Origin of the sequence: Pseudomonas sp. HY2-MNA-CIBAN-0224 (genome assembly GCF_040310285.1) — a bacterium.
GTDB classification, from domain to species: Bacteria; Pseudomonadota; Gammaproteobacteria; order Pseudomonadales; family Pseudomonadaceae; genus Aquipseudomonas; species Aquipseudomonas helleri.
This window is the reverse complement of record NZ_JBEOPQ010000001.1, coordinates 139,309-156,750: the sequence shown is the minus strand read 5'-3', so window position 1 is coordinate 156,750 and position 17,442 is coordinate 139,309. Positions and strand designations below refer to the sequence as shown.

The window sequence follows — 17,442 nt, the reverse complement described above, 5'->3', positions numbered from 1 at the left end:
CCTTGTAACCACTGACGAGGTACGAGGACCGCCTAGGGGTCGCTACGCAACCCATCGCAGCCTCATCCTTCGGCAGCGGCTACACGCTTCAATCCTTGCCCCGCACCATGCTTTCCAACACCCCGTCACGGCGCACCCAGCCGTGGAACAGCGCTGCCGCCAAATGCGCCAACACGGTAAAAAATAATAAATACGCCAGGTACGTGTGGGCCTTGCGCAAGAACGCAAAGCTGCTTGGGTTAGCCGGCAGGATGGATGGCAGTTGCAAGGAGCTGCTCAACATCACCGGGTCACCCGCCGCCGAGATCATCGCCCAACCGATGAGCGGCAGGCTGAACATCAGTGCGTACAGCAACACGTGAGACAGTTTTGCAGCCAGAACCTGGACCGCCGGCATATCAGCAGGCAACGCCGGTTGATGGGTGGTAAAGCGCACAAACAGCCGCACAATCACCAGCAGCAAGATGGCAATCCCCAGGGGTTTGTGCAGGTTGAGCAACCATTCATGCCGCTCGGAGACAGAGGCCGCCAGCCCCGCCCCAATAAACAGCATGGCAATGATCATCAACGCCATCAGCCAATGCAGCAGGCGCGCCAGAGGTGCGAAATGCGTGTTAGAGGTGCTCATGGACGCTTCTCCTGGGACAACTGATCAACTTCACTGGTACGCCGCAAATAAGAACTGGCATAGGCGGCCGAGCGTGCAGCCAGCAAGGGGTCGTCCGAGCCTTCAATGCCATTGGGCAAAATCAACGGGTCGTAGTTGATGTCACGGCATTCGCCATCGTTTTGTGGCTCCGCACTTTGCAGCACCAAGGTCCCCGCATTGACCACCTTACGGCTGGCTGGCCAGGTTTTACTCGCATCGTTGACCGAGTCCCCCGTGTCGGCCAACGTCAGGTTGAACTGCCATCTCAATGGCCCGGCCGACAATCGCTGCACCAAGTCTTTTTCCAGGTAGTCCGCATCATTGGGGGCCGTTGCCCCGGCGGCATCCTGACCTTCCGGCACCACGCCCCAGCGCACGGCCTGACGCTGCCCGGCAGCATTCACCAGATAGAACGCGTTAATCCCGTTGTAGCTTTCAGTCGCAAAGCTGGCCGAGGGTTTGGCGGTTTTCACCCATTGCAAAAAGGCTGCGGTTTCCGGGTGTGCGGCAAAAAACGCCGGCATGGCGTCGGGCTTCGGCTTGCCGGTAGCCGGGTCCGGCGTCCCCGCTTGCAACATCGCATAAAACGCTTCAGGCGTGCCCACCGGGAAGACCGGCATGCTGTTCATTCCAGTTCGCCATTGCTGACCATTGGACTGGGTAAAGCGCAATGCCAGGCTGCGGATCGGCACACTGCTGTCCGGCGCATAGGGGTTGCCGCTCGGCAAGGCAAAGCGGCCCACAACCGGCGTGCGCCCGGTTTCAAAGACTTGTGCGCGGGACAATGGCTGAGCATTGCCGTTGCTCTCGAAATACCCGATCACGCACATGCCTTTAGCATGGTTACGCCGATACCCCGGATGCACGCCGTTATTGCGTTCCAGGGCATTGACCAGGTTTTTGGGCCGCAAGCGCTCGGCATCCAGCATGCCGTTGACGTAAAAGAAGGTTGTGGCGATGACTGCTACCACTGCGCCAATACCCGCCAGACGCAGCAACACACTGGCGGGGCTCAATGCCGCTTTCACGGGCCGTACGGGCGGTAATTGATCTACCATAAAGTGTTCCTTGGCCACGGGCCATCAGGTGGATGGCCTATGAGACGCAGGCCGATCAGGCTTATTCCCGGCGCCAGGCAATTATTTTCAGTTATTAATTTTCACACCAAGGGAATAAAGGCAAAGCCTGGTCGTCTTCATGACGCTGATCCGATTAACAGACCCACCCGGCGCCAGTCACCATGCACCCATTTGACGAGCAATTGCGCGAACTCATGCCGAGCCTCAGGCGCTTTGCCCTGTCGTTGACGCGCCACGCCAGCAATGCCGACGACTTGGTGCAAAATTGCCTTGAGCGCGCCCTCGGCAGTGTCGCCAGTAAACGCCCGGACGGTGATTTACGCGCCTGGCTGTTTACCATTCTGTACCGCCAGTTTGTCGACAACCATCGGCGCACCCGGCGTTATGCGCGGATGCTGGAATTTTTTACTGGCCGCGACGACGCGCAACCCTCCACCGAGCGCACTGTAATAGCCCAAACCACGCTGCAAGCATTCGACCAGTTGAGCACCGAGCAACGGGCGCTGCTGTTATGGGTTTCTGTCGAGGGATTGAGTTACCAGCAAGTGGCCGACATCCTTGAAGTGCCGATCGGCACAGTGATGTCGCGTCTGTCACGCGCACGCCAGGCCCTGCGCGCACTCAGTGAAGGCGAAATTACCCGCCCTGCTTTGCGGAGACTTAAATGATCACCACCCCGCCCAGTGAGCACGACCTGCATGCTTACGTCGATCACGCGCTCAGCGAGTCTGAACGACAACAGGTCGAGCGCTATCTAGACGCCCACCCCGAGGTCGCCGCCCGGGTTCATGCCTGGCAGCGAGATGCACAAAACCTTCGTACGGCGTTGCAGCAAACCCTGCAACAACCGGATAACCCGGCACTCGACCCTGCGGCCATTCGCCAGCGCCAACGTCGCCAGGCCACGCGTCATTGGGCTACGGCGGCGGTCTTGTTGATTGCAGTGAGTGTGGGCGGGCTCGGCGGCTGGCAGGCCCGGCAAATGACCTTGAGCCCTGCCATGCTGCCGATGACCGACGCACTGGCAGCACATCGCATGTTTGCCGAACAGGGATTTCTGCCTGCCGACTACAAGGTCGAGCAAAGCAGCGACATGCAAGCCTGGATGGATCGTTATTTCAGCCACGCCGAACGCCTGCCGGACTTGAGCCGCGCAGGCTTCAAACCGGTCAGTTGCCGCTTGCTCACCACCGATCAAGGCGGCGCGGCAATGGTGCTGTATGAAAACCCGCAGGGGCAGCAAATCAGCTTTTACATCCGCCCGCCAGGCCCGCAAAACAGTCTGCTGCCCCGAGGCAGCCGACGCGATGGGGACTTGCAGGCCGACTACTGGTCAGGCCCCGGCTACAACTACGCCATGGTCGGCCCCGCTGAAGGGCCGACTGCAAAGTTGCTGAATACGCTGAGTTTTTGACAGTGAACCTGGCTGCGATCAGCGTTTGAATGGGGGGAGATTATTGCGCCTTATGGTCCAGCGCCGCATAGAAGTTGGCGCTTTGCTGCAGATATTTCTGGGTATACGCCGTGGACTTTTTGTCGCTGGCCACGGTGTTGGCGCTGGCTGGCAGGGCCACGGTGGCAGAGATGGCGGAAGCAGCGATGACGGAGAAAAGATTGAAGTTCATTGCGGTAACCCTCGACGATTCAGTTAGCTTGCTTGCCTGTTCAGGCCGTGGAGCCAACTTAACGCCAAGGGTCTTCACACTGAAATTCATTGCGCCACTAACCAGTATCAGCGCGATTGATAGAAGGCGCAGCCTTCAACTCAAGCCTTAAGGGCAGTGAATGAATTTCACATCGGAGGGCGCATCCATCGCCAGCTTTTGCAGGGTTTTACCCAGCTTGCCGGTCACGGGATCACGCTCAACCACCACGATTTCATTGCTCATCTGATTGGCGATCAGCACGAATTTGCCATTGGGGCTCAGGGTGAATTCGCGCGGGTGATCACCGTCAACCGAACGACGCTGGATCTCGCTCAACTCGCCATTCGCCGGGTTGATGGCGAACACCAAAAGCTCGTTGGCCTTGCCGCGATTGCTCACGTACAGGAACTTGCCATCGGCAGAGGCGTGCACTGCGCCTGCTGCGCGGTTCTGCACGGGCATGCCATGGGCAAGGTCCAATGCCTGGCGCTGTTTGAGCTGACCATTGTCATATTCAAATACAAATACCTGCGCGCTCATTTCGGTGGTCAGGTACGCATGTTTGCCGTCCTTGGAGAACAACAGGTGACGCGGTCCGCTGCCAGCAGGCAACTCAATGGCCGCAGGCGTGGCTGCAACCAATGGGTGTTCCGGGTTGGCTGCGGGGTCGTAGCGGTAAACAAAGACTTTGTCTGCGCCCAAATCACTGGCGTAGACAAATTTGCCGTCAGGTGACGACACCACCGAATGCACATGGGCCGACATCTGCCGTTCAGGGTTAACCCGGCTTGGCTGATGGCTACTCATTTGCGTAACAGGCTGCAATTGACCGTCGGCATTGACCGGCACCACGGCCAGGCTGCCACCCGGGTCTTCATGCACACCGTAGTTGGCAATGAACAGGTATTTTTCATCGGCACTCAAACCGGAGTGCGTCGGCTCTTCGCCCAAGGTTTTGACCTGATTGACCAGGCTCAACGCGTGGGTCTTGGGATCAATGGCAATACTGCTGACACGCCCGACGACATCAGCCTGGCCTTGCCCATTCTCATTCACCACAAACAGGCGGCTCTGGTCTTTGGACAGGGTCAACCACGACGGGTTAGCAGCCTTGAAGACTTGCAACGGCTCAGGGGTGATACGCCCGCTCTCACTGTCAAACTGCAAACGGTAAATACCCTGGCTTTTGCCTTGGGTATAAGAGCCCACCAGCAACTCTGCATCAGTGGTGCAGGCGGCGTGAGCCGACATCGCCCCCACACTGGAGGCCATCAACAAGGGCAACCATTTAAGCTTCATCAAGCACCTCATCGTCGTCATCGTTGCTCGCGTACACGGCGCTAAAGCAAACCAGGCGGTGTTCACTGGCGTCGCCGGTCAGCGTCCAGCTTTGCAACTTATCGTCAAACACCGCAGCATCGACCTGCTGCGGGGTCATGCTCCAGCGCTTGCTTGCCCGACCATCGATGGCTTCAATGAGCAGCCCTTGGTCATTGAGGGTAAAGTCAAAAGCATGCAGCCCGTCAATTTCCAGCATATCGCTGGCTTCAAGGGCTGCCCGCAAGGTCTGGTTTGAATCACTCATTAATCATTCACCTGTGAGAAAGGCGTAATGATAGGCCAAACCAGCGCCTGAACCCATGTCTGTCTCACGGTTAGCGGATATCCAGTGGCAGAAAACGCTTGGTCAGCATCGACGCACTGATCGATCCGTAGTGCACATGAACTGGCGGTCGCCCCGGTTTAGCCCTGCCGTCTTCAGCGCGTTGGCTCAGGTAGCGCTGAGAAGCCAATTTAAAGTGCGCCGTGCTGACGCTCTGCGAAGGCGTGCTGGCCTGCGGGTAATGCAAGTGGGCGTACCAGAGCACGCGATTATCGGTATTTTTGATTTCGTACTCCTGAACAAAATCCTGGCGCTCGCCCTGCATGGGGATGCGTGCATTGATTTTGACAATGCTGAGCTTATGGCGCTCCAGCAATGACTCAACGGTAGACTCTACCGGTGGCAAGGACCACAAAATGCTGATGGCTTGTTCGCGTAAATACCTGGCACTCGTTTCAAGGCGCTTGAGGTACATCGGTACAGTGCCTGCACGTGGGTTCTCCACCGGAGGCTGGTCCGGTGCAGCTTGCCTGATTTCAAGCACAAGTTTGTCGAGACTTTGTGCATAGCGATCCAGAATTTCTTCCAGCTCCAACGGGAATTTGGAACGTTTGCCGTAACTTTTGACCCGGTTCACCTGCGCGCTGGCGTTATCTATCAACGTGTTGGCCTCGGTCTTGAGCACGCTCAGCGGCCTCACACTGACCGTCGCTGGAGCTTCCACCTCAACCCATTGATTGGAGGCAGTAGGTTTAAACGCTACGGTCATAAATGAAGACGCGCCACTATGGCTGCCTTGGGCCTCTGATGTCCCCCCAACCTCTGCGATTTCGCCCCCCCCTTCCACGTTTCTGGCCGTACCGATCAGAATCCCTCTTTTCGCGGTACGGATAATTTTGCGCGTGTATTGAGGGACTCGTGCCGGCGCCGCTTGCGTCGGTAACCACTCGGACTCTGCCTTCGCTTGCTCATGCAGCATGACTTCGGCCATCTGATCCAGCTCTTTAATGACTGAAAGCACGCGTTCATACGTAGGCAGGTGTAACTGCGATTTGGCTTCCTCATGAAAAACGCCCAACCGGTCTTCTGCCCGCGCATACCGTTCACGAATGTCATTAAGAATTTCAGTGCGCTCTGCCGTACTGAACAAATCCCGGTTTTCCAGTTCATGCTGGCTATTGCCGGTGTAATGCAACGCCGTGAGAATCTGGCGCAAGTTGACCCACGCGTCACTGCCGGGAGGCTGCACGGCGAGATCAATAAAAGCGATTAACTGATTGGCCCGGCACATGACGGCGGAACGGTAGTAAGTCGAACCGTCACCGACAAACTCTTTGTATGCTTCGATAGCCGCCTTATAGCCTACCTTAGGAAGGTCCCGCACTTTTTGAACATAAAGGCTCAGTTCTTTAAAATAATTGGCTGCTTTCTCCAGGGTTTCGATCATGGCCTGACAATCTGCTCGGTAGGCCGCTGTTTTAAGCAAGTCTACTCTGACAAAACGCCCGTCGTTATTGAAAATCTCGGGATGTTCCAATTGATGAACCCCCGCCTGCAGCACACAACTGTCGTACAGCGAGCTGGTATGGCGGATCAAATACTTATAAAAGCCCAATAGATTGGATATATCGGATTCTTGTGGTGACAGCGTTTGCATTTCCTGAAATTTTTCGAGCGCGGCAACATATTCCGGTTTTTGACGTTCAAGTACCGTTATGAGGTTCTCAAGTGCGGCGCGCCGCGCGGGTAATAACTCGACAGCCTCTTTGCCAAAATGACTATTACTCTCGTCCTGAGCGGTTTTGAGTTCTGCTTCCAGCACTTTGCTCCGCGCGTTGTACTGCGTGAGCTGTTCTTTTAACTCGTTAAAACGTTTGGCACGCTGCTCTTTCTTCAGGGTCAATCGGCTTTTAGGGCCCCCGCCCAATAATCGGGCTCGCGCATCGAATGTCCACACACCGGCGGCGTCCCCGACAATACGAGGGCCGCGCTCTTTAAGGTTTTTCGGATTCACCAGGTACAGCTCGTCTTGGTCAAGCTGTACACGATAAAAAGACTTATCAACCTCGGCATACACCTCGCTCTTCCAGTTATATAAACCTTTGAACACGCCTCGCTCGACAGCCGTTATTTCTTGTCTATCCAGTACGACGCGGTTACTGGTCAGCCAATTAAGTTGCCATTGCGAGAGTTTTATCTGCGGGTTGTTAAACTAGGAAAAATCCAGCATGGTTTGCCGATTGCCGACGGGCACATCCAAAGAATGGCTGTTGGTAATGTCAATTTTTGCGGGTGTGGCTGCCGCCAAATCTTTAACCTTGGCGTCTTCGGCCAGGGGGATCAAACCGGTGTCTACCTTCTCAGTGCTTGATACAGGGCGGGCTGACGAAGGTGCCAGATGCAACAAAACCAACGCACAGTTAAACAACAAATCGATGATAGAAGAGGCTTTGCTCTGCTCGTCCCCCGAGCGCAATGCCTCAATATCCTTTTGCACCGCCAGATACGTAAAGGTCATGCCCACCAACAGACGTAAAGGCCAGGCCAAAGGCAGATTCGGTACGATGGCACTGAACAACAACCACCCACCGGTAATCATGGACTGCCAGCGCTGTTCGGCATTGGACACCGATTGGCGCTCGGCCAATTTTGCCAATGTATTGCTCATGTCCTCATATAACGTGTGTAAAAAATCCGTATTCAGGGCGAACTCAGACAACTGGGCCGCACCGGCCCTCATCGGAAAGGCGAAATCTTCGTGTACCCCCAGCGACGGCAGGTTCATACGATAAAAACCGCCCGCCTCAAACAACCTGCGCGCGGTTTCCGGCAACCATTCCAGTACGCTTTTTTGCACGGCCCCTGGCGTCGCAATCCCTGCAAACAAGGCCGCCCAACTCGGGTACTCAATCAAGGGTTCGCGATGCAATGGCCGGTACAGTACGTGCCTGCCCGCGTTGACTTGCGCAGGACCAATGACAAACATGCCACTCACGGCATGCACGGGTTGCGAGGGTATGGAGATCAACGCCAGGGGGCGGATAGCAATGCCCATATCCCCGACCCTGCGGTCTTCAGGAACAACCTGCATAAGTGCCTTGATCATCTGGTAACCGGCATCAGTCATATAGGAAGTCTTGCGTATCTTGCACTCCAGCGCTTGCAGCGGCAGCAATTCGCGCAGTTCCTCGCTAAACAGTTTTTCTCGACGTTGTGCTTCATCAGCATCACCTTGCAGGCGCTGAAAAACCCACTGCGGGTAACTTTGGCCAATGTTGACGCGGGTGACCAGGTTTTTGATGTACTCAGGCGTCATCCACCAGGTCTGGATCAACTGCCCTTTGGCATGGGAAATGGTCATGCGACTGCCGCGAACGGCTGTGAGGTTCTCTACCGCGAGCTCCGTCAGCGTCAACGTGAACTTATTCAGTGTCCCTACAGTGCCCTCGCCACCAGGGCCTACCGGATCAACAAAGGTCAGCAACAGATCATCGGCGTGATAGCCCGGTGCTTGCGGTTGATCCATCCGCATGTGTTCATTCAAGACTCTTGCCGTATAGGTGTAGAGATCAGAAACATCATCATTAAAACGTTTGCCCCGTGCTTGCTTGTGCACACAGGTCAAGGCGATCAGATGCGAGCGATAGGCAAAGCGATCCACTAAGGATGCCCCCCGCAACCAATCAGGCAGTGCTTTATGCACCGGTGCGAGATCGCCGGGATCGCTTTGTCCATTGTCAACAAACGCAGCCGTTGGATCGGTGGCCAGCGCGACCTGCCGTTCCAGTTCATCCAGCGTCAACGACCGCTGCAACGAGCCGATCGCATCCAGCTGACGCTCCAATATGCACATCGCCTGCGTATCGAGAAAGTTGCTGCCCAGCTCGTACAGCTCGCATTTAACCGATTTAAGAACATACCTGGCGGTAAAGTCTGTACACCAGGCACGGGTGAACTGGTCGAGCACAGAAAACCATTCGATCTCACCATTGACCTTGCAATGGCAATAGGTGATCACGCGCCCCTCGGCGCGCTCAATCAAAATGTCCGAAGACAGCACATGGAAGGTCTGCTCCTTCACAAGCGTAGTGGCCACGCTGTACACCTTGGTACGTCGATCAAGGGTTGACTTGTTCATGCGCTCGTTACGATTGGGGTAATTCAGGACTTGCAGCAAAAAGGACCTCGCCTCGTCCGATTGCCGAGGCTTCTGGCTGACACTCTGACGTAATTGGTCATGAATCATTTGGGCCAGCCACTGCAAACGGTCATCGGCGGTATCGCCAGGTTGATTCCAGTAAGTGATGAGTGCCTCTTGCAGTGCCACTTGCCACAGGCCGGCTATGTCCAACAGTAACGGTTCGACCTTGCTCATCGGCTCAATGGAACTGAACCCTGAGGCGGGCGGCACGCTCGTACTCATGGCCACAAAACACTCAGTGGCGCTGTAGTACCGGTAATTGAGCGGTTCTTTAGTAGCCACATGCTCGAGCAGAACATCCAGCAATAAACGATAACGCTGGTTAACCAGAGGTTTGCCCTGGGCGTCTACCGTCAGCACAACATAGGTTTTGCTCACATCAAACACGTGCTGGCTGTACGTTTGCGTCAATTGTTCCATCAGTAATTTCGTCACCACCGAACGTACCGTTGGGCGGGTTGCGAATTGTGCCGCTACGGCCTGCTGAATCAAGTAGGCGCCATAAATGGGCGTGGGCGGTGAAGTGGAGGCCGGCATGGTTTCTTCCTTATCAACAGGCAGGGATCAGCCCCTGCCTGACAGGAAGATTGAAAGGTTTTGAAAGGCTACACGCGGTAGCGGGTTATATCGTGCCTACCACCGGCGTGAAGAAGCGCAAGGTTTGCCAGAAGCGTTTAGCCTTCCAAGGGCCAAAAACGCTCATTGAGCATTTTTTCGCTTATTTTGCCGTAATGTACCGTCGTCGTTTGCCCTTTGGCAGACAGGCTGGCCTGGCTGTCATAGCGCTGGCTCTTGAGCTTGAAATGCGCCGCCGACGGAGATCTGGCAGGCGTGGTGAGGTCAGGGTAATGCAGATGCGCGTACCACAGCACCTGGGTGTTTTTAGTACGCACTTCGTACTCTTGAACCACATCCCGACGCTCCCCCTTCAGGGTCACACGCTGACCAATGCGTACCAGGCTGACCTCGCCCTTGCTCAGCAGAAACTCCACCACCGGAGTGGTCGGCGACACCGACTTAAGCACCCAGATGCCTTGCTCGCGCAGCTTGGCTGCCCCCTCGCGCAGGCGCCTGAGCAATGAACCGGGAGTACCCGGTTTAGGTTTATCAACAACAAGGTCGTCAGGAAAGGTGCGTTCAATTTCAGCGATCAGCACGTCCAGCTTTTGCGCCTCTGTCTCCAGGGTTTCTTCCAGCTCCAGCGGGTATCTGGAGCGGACCGAATAAAGTTTTACCAGACTGATTTTTCCATCGAGCTTACCCAGCAACGCGTTGCACTGACGGCGAATAGTTGCCAATGGACGGCCATCCTGTCTTGGCAACGGCCTTTGCACCTCGTCCCACATGTTCTCGGGTGATCGGGTGAACACAAGCTTGGGCTTATCGGGCTCCGGGCTTTGCGAACGGCGTTCGACAGCAGACGTGGAAGTCATGACATCGACGACTTCTGGCTCCTGCTCAGATGCACGAGCACGGGCGACGCCGATCAGAATGCCTTGCTTGCGCGTGCGGATCATTCGCCGCGAAGAACGCTCAGCACTGGAGGTCCCGGGTTGCTCAGGCAGCCATTCATTGTGTTCCTTGATTTCCTGGGCCAACTGCTGCTCCACCGTCTCATTGAGCCTTTCGAGCACTTCGTTCAGCCGGTGGTAATCAGCCATGTTCAATTGCTCGCCCACCTCCAGTTGCAAGAGCGCCAGAGCGTCATGGGCCTTGGCATACCGCTCACGTACACTCTCCAGAATTTCGAGGCGCTCGTCATACGTGAACAGGGTTCTGTCGGCCAGTTGGGAATGCGCCTCAATGGTATAGCCCAAGGGCCAGATAATGGCGCTCAATCGTTCCCAGACCTCACCAAACAGCTCTTTGGGTATCAGGTCACACAGGGTTCCTAACACCTGATTTTGAAAGTCCATATCCGTGCCTTCGCGGTCCATGCCGGCGGCGTCCGTGAAGAACTGTCCGATCACCTGCTCGCGGGCCATTGTATCGCCCACACGAGGCACATCCTTGAGCGCTTGATGATAGCGTTTGAGGGTCTGGAACTCTTCGACCTGTTGGGTCTGGATTTTCAGCAAGTCACGTTTGAACCCGATAAATTGAGCTGTGCCAGCGGCGTCCAGCGTAAGTGCCTCACGGGTATTGAAGGTGGGATGCAACTGCCTCAACAGCCCCCCCAGAACATTTTGGGCAAACAGCACATTGGTCGACACCATGCACAGTGATCGATAAAAGCCACCCAGGATGCGGTGGTCCAGTGGGTCTGGCTTAATCGCGTGACGGGCCTGGATACTCTCCAGCCCCATCGCGAGATCGGCCTTGGCGTGATCCAACACGGTGCGCAAATACCTGATCCGCAGGTTCTTTTCCATGTGAGTAAACTGGTGGCTGTTCTTGCCCTCCGTGGCTTCCAGAACTCTGCCCAGTTCTTCAATGATCCTGTCATTGGTGGGTTTTTCACCCGCCAAAAACTCTTCAAGCCTTCGCGTCAGTTCATCCACCTGACGATTGCGTTGCGCCAGTCGCTCATTCAGCGCCCTCCGACGACTGGGCCCGCCACCGCGCAAGCGCATGCCACTGTCAAAATCCCACTTGCCTTCCCCGTCACTGCGCAACCAGGGCCTTGTGTCCAGTGGGTTGCCCGGGTTAACGGTGACAACGCCCTCGTCTTCCAGGGACACTTGGTAACTGAAACCCCGCACCACCGCACACCAGGCTTTATCCACCACATACAAGCCCTTGCGTTCACCGTGAGCAACAGGTTTGACTGTTCCGATTTCCGGCCCCCGATTGCGATCCAGCCAAGTCAGCTGTGCGGATGTGAAGTCGATTCTCGGATTGTTGAACCACGTGAAATCCAGGGCGCTGAGGTTATTACCCACCGGCACATCCGAGAAATACACCGAGCCGGTCTTGACCTCGACAGGTGTCTGGGGCTTTTCGATCATCGGCGCATCAAGAACGGAGGCCAGCCACGGCTCAGGCACTTCATTCGCCACACCGACGACCGGCGCTCGTGGCACCCCATGCAGCAGTACCAGGGCAATATTGAACAGCAGGTCGATGATCGCAGGTGTCCGGGCACGTTCATCACCGCTTTCGAGCGCATGAATATCCTGTCGGACTGCCGTGAAGGTCAAGTACACCCAGCCCAGCAACGCCAGCGGACCTTTGATCCACGGCGACCCCAGCACACTGTTCAGCAACAACCAGCCTCCGGCCTTAACGCTCGCCCAACGGCTTTCAGCATTCGAGACGGTTTGCCGGTCAGCCAGCATCGCCAGCGCCCGAGCGGTACTCAGAAACAGGTCATGCTTGTAGTGACTGCTCAGCGGCTGAGTAAAGAACTGTGCCTGTGCGGGCCTGCGGGCAAGGCGCAAGGCACTGTCGGCATAGCTGGATCGTGCCGCATCCGGCAACCAGTCCAGCACGCTGTCGCGCAAAGCACCTGAGGTCGTGAACGCGTCCAGCATGTCTTGCAGCGAGGCATATTCAATCAACGCCTCCTTGAACAGTGGTCGGTACAGCACGCATCGCCCGTTCAACGGGTTACCGATGCCAATCACATAAATGTTGCTGACAAAATCAGGCACAGCGCGGGGGTGTGTCAGCAGGCCCAACGGGCAAATGTTCACCGTTTGTCCTTCCAGCACGCGGGCCTCGGCATGGGGCAGCATCAGGGCTGCCACGCACCGGTAGCCCCAATCGGTCATGCCCCCCTGCCCCTGCAGCTTCATTTCCAGCGCCAGCAAAGGCAAAGACACCCGCAACTGCTCAACATACAAGCCCTCGCGACGCAGGGCTTCGGGCGCGTCGTCCAGCAGCAGGCGACGGATCAACTCGGGATAGGCTTCACCGATATTCACGCGCGTAATCAGTTGCCTGATGTAGGCAGGGGTGAGCCACCAGTCTTGAATCAGTTGGTTGTGTTTATGCCGCAGGGTCATGTGCCCACCTGGCCAGGCCACCAGGTTTTGCAGGGCCAGTTCAGTCAGCGTAAACGTGACGGTATGTACCTGCCCGGCGGTGCCAAACGGCCCGAAGGGCACCGCAAAATCGAGCACAAGATCATCCGGGTCATACCCCGGTGCCAGCGGCTGGTCCTGACGCATCTGGTGCTGCAATTGTTGCCTGGCCCAGGTATGAAGGTCGGCAATGCCTTCGTTGAAAACCCGGCCTCGGGCCTTGCGGGTGATGTCCGCGAGGTCGGTGAGGTGCGAACGGTAGGCAAAGCGATCCTCTACAGAAGCGCTGCGTAACCACGCCGGTAACGCGTTATACACGCGAGCCAGCGGCTCGGATGCCGCCTGCTCATCGTCTTCGATGAGGGCACCGGGATCGGTGATGTCCCTTAGGTGCTGTTCGAGCTTAACCAGCGTACGCGGGCCACTGGTGGCCCCGTCTTCCAGCGAGGCAATGCGCTCGAGCTGGCTGTTGAACACGATCATCGCCTGCACCTGCAAGCAGTGACCTGAGGGTTCGTAACGTTTGCAGGTCAGGGTCTTTCCCGGATAACGGCGCGGGAGTGTTCGGCCCAATACACGCTCATACGCTCCGAGCGTGGCGAAGGACTCGATGCGCCCGCCAGGCCGGCACTGCAAAAGCTGCTCCTGCCCGTTAACACCATGCATGATCAACAGATCAGGCAGCAGCAGGTTGCCCGTCGAGCCTTCCGTGCCCGGCATGACTTGGACGAAGTAGACCTTGGGCTGCTCCTGATAACGCAGTTGCTGAAGGCGATCGCGCAACAATGGCGTTCTGACGATGCCCCTCACCACCTGAATCTGCTCATCACTCAAACCGGCCGAGGTATTGGCGGCCGCCAACAAGGTGTCACTCAGCCATTGCCCCAGCCATAAAGTACGGCTCTGATAGCCGGGTACAGGCTGGTTCCAGAAATCCAGCAGCGCCTGCTGAAATGACCAGACCCAGTGCTGCAACGCATGCCGCATGGCCCGCTCAACAGTGGGTATATCAAGGAATGACGAGGTATGGGCGCTTAGCGCTTCACCTTCAGAGAGCTGCACCAGATAGCATTGCGTTGGCGTGTAGTAGCTGTAATTCAGAGGTGTGCCGACTGCGATGTGCTCAAGCATGGCGTCCAGCAACGGTACACCACGCAATGCAGGCAAAGGCTTCTCATGGGCGTCCACGGCCCAGACGATCTGCAACTGCAGCACCTGGATTTGTGCAAACAGGCTGACATAGTGCTGCTTAAGGGCCTTTTCCAGCGCATTGGCAATGACCGCGCGCAGGGTTGGGCGACCATCAAATTGATGGATTAGGCTCTGTTTAAGCAGTTCAGTGCGGCCGAGGGATAACGGGGGGGCGACCGGAACAGTCATGGCGGAGTACCTGCACGTAGAAGGAGTTGGTCGGCGCCATTGCGTCAACCTTGCGCAGGTATCTAAAAATAAATAGCAATCACAACTGCGGTATTCCGTTACCGACAGCGCTAACGTGGCTTACAGCAATGGATCGACGCGGTGACGCTTGACGCCATAAAACGTTGCTGGCTGCCTCTCAACTCCGGTGTTCAATGCACACAAAAAAGGCGCTGACCGAATAACCGGCCAGCGCCTTCTCAGCCGCCGAGTTTACGCCAGGCTTTTGCTGACCACTTCAAACACGTCACTGGACAGCTCGCCTGAGCTGCGAATGCGCTCAAGCTCTGCCTTCATCAGCGCCTGACGGGCGCTGTCGTATTTGCGCCAGCGGGTCAGCGGGGCCAACTGCCGCGAGGCGATTTGCGGGTTAAGGGCATTGAGCTGGATGACCAGATCCGCCAGGAAGCGGTAGCCCGAGCCATCGGCGGCGTGGAAGTTGATCAGGTTCTGCCCGGCAAAAGCACCGATCAAGGCCCGTACCTTGTTCGGGTTTTTGATGGTGAACGCAGGGTGCTCCATCAGTTGCTGAACGCGCTGCAAACCACCCGGCAGCGGGCTGGCCGCCTGCACGCTGAACCACTGGTCCATGACCAGCGGGTTGTCCTTGAAGTGCTCGGCAAAACTGGCCAGGGCCAGGGCTTTTTCAGTCTCAAACGGCGAGTTGACCAGTATCGCCAGCGCGTTCAGGCGCTCGGTCATGTTGTCGCTGTTTTCGAACTGTTCCAGCGTGGCTGCCACAACTTCAGGTTTGCCACTCAGGCTGAGGTACGACAGCGCAATGTTTTGCAGGCTGCGGCGGGCGAAATGCTCATCTTCGGCCACATAGGGCGTGACTTTAGACACCTCACGGTTGGCCTGATAACGCGCCCACAACTCGTCGAACAGGCTGTCGGCCAATTGCTTGCGCGCAAACTCACGGGCCGCGTGAATGGCATCAACATCGGCCACTTCGCTGATTTCGGTCAGGTAGGCTTCACCCGGCAACGACAGCATCTCGGCCACCATCGCCTGATCCAGTTGCGGGTTGGTCAGCACGCTGCGCAGGGCTTCGACCAAGCGCGGGTCCATGACCAGGGTTTCGCCACGTTGATACTGGCCAATCAGCGTCTGCAAGACTTGCACCGACAGTTGCTGGCCCGCATCCCAACGGTTGAAACCGTCGGTGTCGTGTTGCATCAGGAACACCAGTTGGTCACTGCTGTAGGCAAACTGCAATTTCACCGGCGCCGAGAAACCGCGCAGCAAGGACGGCAGCGGTTTTTCATTAATACCGACAAAGGTGAACGTCTGCTCTGCTTCGGTCACCGACAGAACACGGCTGGTGCCGACCGCCACCGATTCGCCGGCCAGTTGCAGTGGCAACTCGGCACCCTGGGCATTCAACAGGCCCAGCTCAACCGGGATCACGAACGGCAGTTTCTCAGCTTTGTCCGGGGTCTGCGGGCAGCTTTGGGCGAAGGTCAGGCTGTAGGTTTTTTGTGCAGCGTCGTAGTGCTCGCTGACTGCCAGACGCGGGGTGCCCGCCTGGCTGTACCAGCGCTTGAATTGGCTGAGGTCAGCGCCATTGGCGTCTTCCATGGCCTTGATAAAGTCGTCACAGGTCACTGCCTGACCGTCGTGGCGCTCAAAGTACAGGTCGCTGCCCTTGCGAAAGCCCTCGGCGCCGAGCAAGGTTTGCAGCATGCGCACCACTTCCGAACCCTTTTCATAAACGGTCAGGGTGTAGAAGTTGGAGATTTCGATAAAGCTCTCAGGGCGCACGGCGTGAGCCATCGGGCCTGCGTCTTCGGCGAACTGGTGCGTGCGCAGGAACGCGACGTCCTGAATGCGCTTGACCACCCGCGAATTCATGTAGGCCGAGAACTCGGAATCACGGAACACCGTGAAGCCTTCCTTGAGCGACAACTGGAACCAGTCACGGCAGGTCACGCGGTTGCCCGACCAGTTGTGGAAGTATTCGTGGGCAACAATCGCTTCAACCCGCTGGTGAGCAGCGTCGGTCGCCGTCTCTGCACGGGCCAGCACGGCGCTGGAGTTGAAGATGTTGAGGCCTTTGTTCTCCATGGCGCCCATGTTGAAGTCGTTCACCGCAACGATCATGAAGATGTCCAGATCGTATTCACGGCCGTAGGCTTCTTCGTCCCAGCGCATGGACTTTTTCAGGCTGTTCATGGCGTGCTGGCACTTGTCGATGTTCTCTGGTTCGACGTAAATGCGCAGCGCCACGGTGCGGTTGGTCATGGTGGTGAACGTGTCTTCAACACACCACAGGTCGCCCGCGACCAAGGCAAACAGGTAGGCCGGCTTTTTGAATGGGTCTTCCCAGGTCGCCCAATGGCGGCCGTCTTCATCGGGACCACTGGCCAGCGGGTTGCCGTTGGACAGCAGGATCGGGTAACGATGCTGCTCAGCCACCACGGTGGTGGTGAACGTGCTCATCACGTCCGGGCGGTCAAGGTAATAGGTGATCTTGCGAAAGCCTTCGGCCTCGCACTGGGTGCAGAACATCGTGCCGGACTTGTACAAGCCTTCCAGCGCGGTATTGGATTCGGGATGGATCTTGACGCTGGTGTCGACCACAAACTGCTCGGTGGTCGGATGCAGGGTCAGGTGGCTGTCTGTCAGCTCGTAGTCCGCTGCGGTCAGCTCGACATCGTCAAGCTTGACCGATAGCAGTTCCAGTTGCTGGCCGTCCAGCGCCAAGGCCGGGAAGCCCTCGCCACGGGCGGGATTGCGGCGCATCACCAGTTGCGCATGGACCAGCGTGTGGTCCTCGAACAACTCGAAGGTCAGGTGCGTCTCGTCAATCAGGTAGTCGGGCGCCTGGTAGTCCTTCAGGTAGATCATTTGCGGTTGTTCGGTGCGCATGCTGCAATC

11 protein-coding genes are annotated in these 17,442 nt (G+C 57.0%); 2 read left to right on the top strand and 9 right to left on the bottom strand.

All coding sequences use genetic code 11. The features are described from left to right. Window positions 1-88: 88 nt before the first annotated feature. Both AAEZ03_RS00765 and AAEZ03_RS00760 read right to left on the bottom strand, forming a co-directional pair. Window positions 89-628 carry a cytochrome b gene (locus AAEZ03_RS00765; protein WP_350575047.1) on the bottom strand — a complete coding sequence of 180 codons (540 nt, stop codon included), beginning with the start codon at window positions 626-628 and terminating at the stop codon, window positions 89-91. Beyond that, window positions 625-1,707, bottom strand: coding sequence for a catalase family peroxidase (locus tag AAEZ03_RS00760; protein ID WP_350575044.1), 1,083 nt, complete (start codon window positions 1,705-1,707; stop codon window positions 625-627). The genes AAEZ03_RS00765 and AAEZ03_RS00760 overlap by 4 nt, the downstream gene beginning before the upstream one ends. Window positions 1,708-1,889: 182 nt before the next feature. On the opposite strand from AAEZ03_RS00760, the gene AAEZ03_RS00755 reads away from it, so the two are divergent. Both AAEZ03_RS00755 and AAEZ03_RS00750 read left to right on the top strand, forming a co-directional pair. Next, a complete protein-coding gene (locus AAEZ03_RS00755; RefSeq protein ID WP_350575041.1) occupies window positions 1,890-2,396 on the top strand; it encodes a sigma-70 family RNA polymerase sigma factor in 507 nt (168 codons plus the stop codon). Then, window positions 2,393-3,142, top strand: a complete 750-nt coding sequence (locus tag AAEZ03_RS00750; protein ID WP_350575038.1) for an anti-sigma factor family protein — start codon at window positions 2,393-2,395, stop codon at window positions 3,140-3,142. Before AAEZ03_RS00755 ends, AAEZ03_RS00750 begins: the two co-directional genes overlap by 4 nt. Window positions 3,143-3,182: 40 nt before the next feature. On the opposite strand, the gene AAEZ03_RS00745 is transcribed toward AAEZ03_RS00750, so the two are convergent. The 7 genes from AAEZ03_RS00745 to pepN all read right to left on the bottom strand — a co-directional run bounded on the left by AAEZ03_RS00745 (window position 3,183) and on the right by pepN (window position 17,433). Continuing rightward, window positions 3,183-3,353 carry a hypothetical protein gene (locus tag AAEZ03_RS00745; protein ID WP_164488144.1) on the bottom strand — a complete coding sequence of 57 codons (171 nt, stop codon included), beginning with the start codon at window positions 3,351-3,353 and terminating at the stop codon, window positions 3,183-3,185. 147 nt (window positions 3,354-3,500) lie between these two features. Next, window positions 3,501-4,673 carry a lactonase family protein gene (locus AAEZ03_RS00740; RefSeq protein WP_350575035.1) on the bottom strand — a complete coding sequence of 391 codons (1,173 nt, stop codon included), beginning with the start codon at window positions 4,671-4,673 and terminating at the stop codon, window positions 3,501-3,503. Next, on the bottom strand, window positions 4,663-4,959 hold the full coding sequence (locus AAEZ03_RS00735) for a DUF5629 family protein (RefSeq protein ID WP_350575032.1): 297 nt from the start codon (window positions 4,957-4,959) through the stop codon (window positions 4,663-4,665). The genes AAEZ03_RS00740 and AAEZ03_RS00735 overlap by 11 nt, the downstream gene beginning before the upstream one ends. Before the next feature lie 70 nt (window positions 4,960-5,029). Continuing rightward, window positions 5,030-7,087, bottom strand: coding sequence for a hypothetical protein (locus AAEZ03_RS00730; RefSeq protein WP_350575029.1), 2,058 nt, complete (start codon window positions 7,085-7,087; stop codon window positions 5,030-5,032). A gap of 102 nt (window positions 7,088-7,189) precedes the next feature. Then, window positions 7,190-9,715, bottom strand: coding sequence for a dermonecrotic toxin domain-containing protein (locus tag AAEZ03_RS00725; RefSeq protein ID WP_350575026.1), 2,526 nt, complete (start codon window positions 9,713-9,715; stop codon window positions 7,190-7,192). A gap of 137 nt (window positions 9,716-9,852) precedes the next feature. Next, the gene (locus AAEZ03_RS00720; RefSeq protein WP_350575024.1) at window positions 9,853-14,523 is read right to left on the bottom strand and encodes a dermonecrotic toxin domain-containing protein; all 4,671 of its coding nucleotides are present in this window, start codon (window positions 14,521-14,523) and stop codon (window positions 9,853-9,855) included. 252 nt (window positions 14,524-14,775) lie between these two features. Further along, window positions 14,776-17,433 carry an aminopeptidase N gene (gene pepN, locus AAEZ03_RS00715; protein WP_350575021.1) on the bottom strand — a complete coding sequence of 886 codons (2,658 nt, stop codon included), beginning with the start codon at window positions 17,431-17,433 and terminating at the stop codon, window positions 14,776-14,778. Window positions 17,434-17,442: the final 9 nt, after the last annotated feature.

What these genes read in the sequence shown, in the direction of transcription:
- AAEZ03_RS00765 (WP_350575047.1), bottom strand. Translation starts at nt 628, where the DNA reads ATGAGCACCTCTAACACGCATTTCGCACCTCTGGCGCGCCTGCTGCAT.
- AAEZ03_RS00760 (WP_350575044.1), bottom strand. Translation starts at nt 1,707, where the DNA reads ATGGTAGATCAATTACCGCCCGTACGGCCCGTGAAAGCGGCATTGAGC.
- AAEZ03_RS00755 (WP_350575041.1), top strand. Translation starts at nt 1,890, where the DNA reads ATGCACCCATTTGACGAGCAATTGCGCGAACTCATGCCGAGCCTCAGG.
- AAEZ03_RS00750 (WP_350575038.1), top strand. Translation starts at nt 2,393, where the DNA reads ATGATCACCACCCCGCCCAGTGAGCACGACCTGCATGCTTACGTCGAT.
- AAEZ03_RS00745 (WP_164488144.1), bottom strand. Translation starts at nt 3,353, where the DNA reads ATGAACTTCAATCTTTTCTCCGTCATCGCTGCTTCCGCCATCTCTGCC.
- AAEZ03_RS00740 (WP_350575035.1), bottom strand. Translation starts at nt 4,673, where the DNA reads ATGAAGCTTAAATGGTTGCCCTTGTTGATGGCCTCCAGTGTGGGGGCG.
- AAEZ03_RS00735 (WP_350575032.1), bottom strand. Translation starts at nt 4,959, where the DNA reads ATGAGTGATTCAAACCAGACCTTGCGGGCAGCCCTTGAAGCCAGCGAT.
- AAEZ03_RS00725 (WP_350575026.1), bottom strand. Translation starts at nt 9,715, where the DNA reads ATGCCGGCCTCCACTTCACCGCCCACGCCCATTTATGGCGCCTACTTG.
- AAEZ03_RS00720 (WP_350575024.1), bottom strand. Translation starts at nt 14,523, where the DNA reads ATGACTGTTCCGGTCGCCCCCCCGTTATCCCTCGGCCGCACTGAACTG.
- pepN (WP_350575021.1), bottom strand. Translation starts at nt 17,433, where the DNA reads ATGCGCACCGAACAACCGCAAATGATCTACCTGAAGGACTACCAGGCG.